Source organism: Rhizobacter sp. P1_G5 (assembly GCF_056405435.1).
In genome coordinates, this window is the sequence record NZ_JBFUCB010000628.1 from 1 (window position 1) to 3,423 (window position 3,423).

Annotated in this window: 5 protein-coding genes; 2 read left to right on the forward strand and 3 right to left on the reverse strand. The window is 70.5% G+C overall.

Annotation, left to right across the window (positions count from 1 at the left end):
• Positions 1-205, reverse strand: a 205-nt coding sequence (locus AC1D12_RS28365; protein ID WP_477844427.1) for an aldo/keto reductase, incomplete at its 3' end; no start/stop codon positions are given.
• A gap of 204 nt (positions 206-409) precedes the next feature.
• On the opposite strand from AC1D12_RS28365, the gene AC1D12_RS28370 reads away from it, so the two are divergent.
• The gene (locus AC1D12_RS28370; protein ID WP_477824969.1) at positions 410-1,336 is read left to right on the forward strand and encodes an AraC family transcriptional regulator; all 927 of its coding nucleotides are present in this window, start codon (positions 410-412) and stop codon (positions 1,334-1,336) included.
• Between the two features lie 8 nt (positions 1,337-1,344).
• On the opposite strand, the gene AC1D12_RS28375 is transcribed toward AC1D12_RS28370, so the two are convergent.
• Both AC1D12_RS28375 and AC1D12_RS28380 read right to left on the reverse strand, forming a co-directional pair.
• Positions 1,345-1,830, reverse strand: coding sequence for a DinB family protein (locus tag AC1D12_RS28375; RefSeq protein WP_477844429.1), 486 nt, complete (start codon positions 1,828-1,830; stop codon positions 1,345-1,347).
• A 332-nt stretch (positions 1,831-2,162) separates the two neighbouring features.
• Positions 2,163-2,996 (reverse strand): transglutaminase-like domain-containing protein, encoded by an 834-nt coding sequence (locus tag AC1D12_RS28380; protein ID WP_477824971.1) that lies wholly within the window; start codon positions 2,994-2,996, stop codon positions 2,163-2,165.
• 86 nt (positions 2,997-3,082) lie between these two features.
• On the opposite strand from AC1D12_RS28380, the gene AC1D12_RS28385 reads away from it, so the two are divergent.
• Positions 3,083-3,423: YbfB/YjiJ family MFS transporter (locus tag AC1D12_RS28385; protein ID WP_477844431.1), on the forward strand; the 341-nt coding region annotated here is incomplete at its 3' end.

The window sequence follows — 3,423 nt, forward strand, 5'->3', positions numbered from 1 at the left end:
GCTCCGACAGGCCTTCGGAATAGACGTCGGCGGTGTCGATGAAGTTGATGCCGGCATCGAGCGCGCGGCCCACCAGCGCATCGGCCTCGTCCTGCTGCAGCTTGCCGATCTGGCTCCAGATGCCGCCCGAGCCGCCGAAGGTCATCGTGCCCAGGCACAGTTCCGAGACGAACAGGCCGGTGCGGCCGAGTTTGCGATGTTGCATGTCCAGCTCCTTGTGACGTTGCCCCGGGAGGCGGGGCCAGGGCGGCAGTGTCCAGCCGCCGGCCGCCGCCGCGCCAGCACGTTCCTGCAGAGTTCTTGCCCATTTCTCCAGACCGCTCGGCGCCGTGGTGCAGGTGCGCGTGGACAGCGCTAAGCTGCGACGCACCCGATCCTCCACGCCCCCTCACGCACACGCGACGCCGCCATGGACGACCCCCTCGAACTCGACGACGCCCGCCGCTCGCTGGTCGGCATGCTGAACCGCGCGACCGCCGGCACGGAAGGCGTCGTGCAGACGCCGGTGCCCGGCCTCATCGTCTACCGCATCGCGAACCCGGGCGGGCCGAAGCACCACGTCTACGAACCGGCGCTGGCGCTGATCGCCCAGGGCTCCAAGCAGGTGATGGTCGGCGACGAGATCCACACCTACGACGCACTGCACTACCTGGTGACTTCGGTCGACCTGCCGGTGGTCGGCCAGGTGCGCGTCGCGAGCGACACGCTGCCCTACCTGGGCCTGCGGCTGTCGCTGGACGTCGCCGAGATCGGCGAGCTGATCCGCGACGAACGCCTGCCCGCCGCCGCGCACGCCGGGCCGGCGCGCGGCATCTACGTGAACCGCATCGGGCTGCCGGTGCTCGAGCCGGTGCTGCGGCTCTTGAATCTGCTCGATGCGCCGGCCGACATCGCGATCGTCGCGCCGCTGGTCAAGCGCGAGATCCTGTACCGGTTGCTGATGAACGGCGAAGGTGCGCGGCTGCGCCAGCTCGCGCTGCAGGACAGCCACACGCAGCGCATCGCGAAGGCGATCGCGCGGCTGCGCACGAACTTCGCGCACGCGCTGCGCATCGACGAGATCGCGCGCGAGGTGCACATGAGCGTGTCGTCGTTCCACCACCACTTCAAGGCGGTCACCGCGATGAGCCCGCTGCAGTTCCAGAAGCAGCTGCGCCTGCAGGAGGCGCGCCGGCTGCTGCTCACGGGCGGCATCGATGCGTCGAGCGCGGCGCACCAGGTCGGCTACGAGAGCGCCTCGCAGTTCGCGCGCGAGTACGGGCGGATGTTCGGTGCGCCGCCGGCGCGCGACCGGCGGCGCTGGCTGGCCGAGAACGAAGTCGGCGAACCCGTCTGACGGCGGGTTCAGCCCGCCCTTCGCGCCGGCTCGCTCGTGTGCAGGAACTTGGTGTACAGATCGCGCGGCGGCGCGACGGAGATCGACTTGAGGACCTGCCCGACGTTGCCGCGGTGGTAGCCGCCGTGCGTGATGACGTGCAGCAGCATCTCCTCGCGGGACATGCGCCCGGCATCGCCATCGGTGAAGGTGAAGCCCAGGGTCTCGGACAACGCCGCCTCGGACAGCCCCGACGCGTAGGCGACATACCACGCGTCCGTCGCCGCCACATCGGCCTGCAGTTGCGCCAGCGACGGCGTGTCCTTGGTGTTCGTGGCGTCGAACGGCCTGGCCTCGCCGCCGAGATGCGCACGGAAGATCCGGTCCACCACGTAGATGTGGTTCAGCGTCCGCAGGCACAGGTGGAGCGCATCGGCCTGCTCCGCGGGAAGGGTCCGCAGCAGTGCGAACAACTCCGCGTTGGCCCAGGCCTTGTAGGCGAACAGCGATTTCATCGAGGAGATGGACATGACGCAGCCTGTCAGGTGAAGAGGCAGAGGGGCCCCGGCCTCGTCATCGTACAGAACCCTGCGCGTGGCCCCCGTGATGGGTGCCGGGTGCCGTCGGGTCGAACCGCCGGAAGCCCAGTCCGCTGGCGGCAAGCCGCTCCTTCTGCTGCACGGCCTGAACGATCCGCAGGAACGAGGCCTCCGCGGACAAGCCTGCCGGTCTCGTGGCAGGGGCGCATGCAAGGGTGCAGCGGTCGGTGGTCAGCGAAGTCATCCGGCGCTCCGTTCAACGGCAACAGGCCGCTTGGTAACGCCTCGCTGCGCACCGTTCCACACGCTCACGCAGACGGATCACCCGGGGTCCGGGCATCCGCACCCGTGGCTGTCACCGGCGCGACATCCGGCCGCATCGCCGTCATCGTCGCCGGCCCGAAGATCGTCGCGAAGGCCACGTCCTTGGCATCGCGCCCCATCGCGATGCGCACCAGGTCGTCGACCGGCGACATCCGGGTCGCATCGAACATCATCCAGCGCCCACCCAGGTATGCCTCGAACAGCGCATGGAAGTCCGGTGGCGGCTCGTCGAAGCGCGCATAACCGACCACCAGCCGCGCCGGGATGTTGAGCGCGCGGCAGAAGGTCACCCCCAGGTGCGCGAAGTCGCGGCACACGCCGGCCCGGTTGCGGAACACGTCGCAGGCGGTCGTCGTCGCGGTGCTCGAGCCGAGCTGGTAGTCGACGTTGTCGTGCAGCCAGTCGCAGATCGCCTGCACCCGCATCGCGCCCCGCGGCAGCTCGCCGAAGATCTTGATCGCCGCATGCGACAGCAGGTCGGATTCGCAGTAGCGCGTGGGCATCAGGTTGTGCAGCACCTCGTCGGGGAGCTCGGTGATCGCCATCTCGGCTGCGGCCAGGTCCACCGGCACCGGCCGGCGTTCCACGCGGGCGCGGTACTGCAGCCGCAGCGTGCCCGCGCCGGCCGACAGGCGCGCGAAGCGGTGGCCGACCGCCGGATCCTCGTAGACGTGCACACGCACCGCCGGCTCCACCTCCAGTGATTCGCTCAGCACGCGCTGGTCCATGCCGTCGAGCGCATGCAGCTGGAACAGGAAGTCCGCCGGGCCCGCCAGTTGGTAGCTCAGCTCGCAGTCGACATCGAAGCGCTTGTGCATGCGGCATTGCACCGCGGCGCGCGCGCCGCGCCCATCGGCCGGCTGCCCGCGACGCTGTAGGACGAGGCTGGGCACAATGCACCGCGATGAGCTCCCCCACCCCCTCGACCCTGCGCACCGCCGCCGCGCTGGCCCTGGCCGCCGCGGTATCGCTCGGCCTGGCGCGCTTCTCGTACGCCTTGCTGCTGCCGGCGATGCGCACCGACCTGGGCTGGAGCTACCTCACCGCCGGCGCGATGAACACCGTCAACGCCGCGGGCTACCTGCTCGGCGCGCTGGCCACGCCGCTGGCACTGGCGCGCCTGAGCGCGCGGCGCGTGCTGCTGGCCGGCAGCGCCGCGGCGGGCGTGATGCTGGTGGCGCACGGCCTCGTTACMTCGGACGCGGCGCTGTACGCGCTGCGCCTCGCGACCGGCATCGCCAGCGC

What these genes read in the sequence shown, in the direction of transcription:
- AC1D12_RS28370 (WP_477824969.1), top strand. Translation starts at nt 410, where the DNA reads ATGGACGACCCCCTCGAACTCGACGACGCCCGCCGCTCGCTGGTCGGC.
- AC1D12_RS28375 (WP_477844429.1), bottom strand. Translation starts at nt 1,830, where the DNA reads ATGAAATCGCTGTTCGCCTACAAGGCCTGGGCCAACGCGGAGTTGTTC.
- AC1D12_RS28380 (WP_477824971.1), bottom strand. Translation starts at nt 2,996, where the DNA reads ATGCACAAGCGCTTCGATGTCGACTGCGAGCTGAGCTACCAACTGGCG.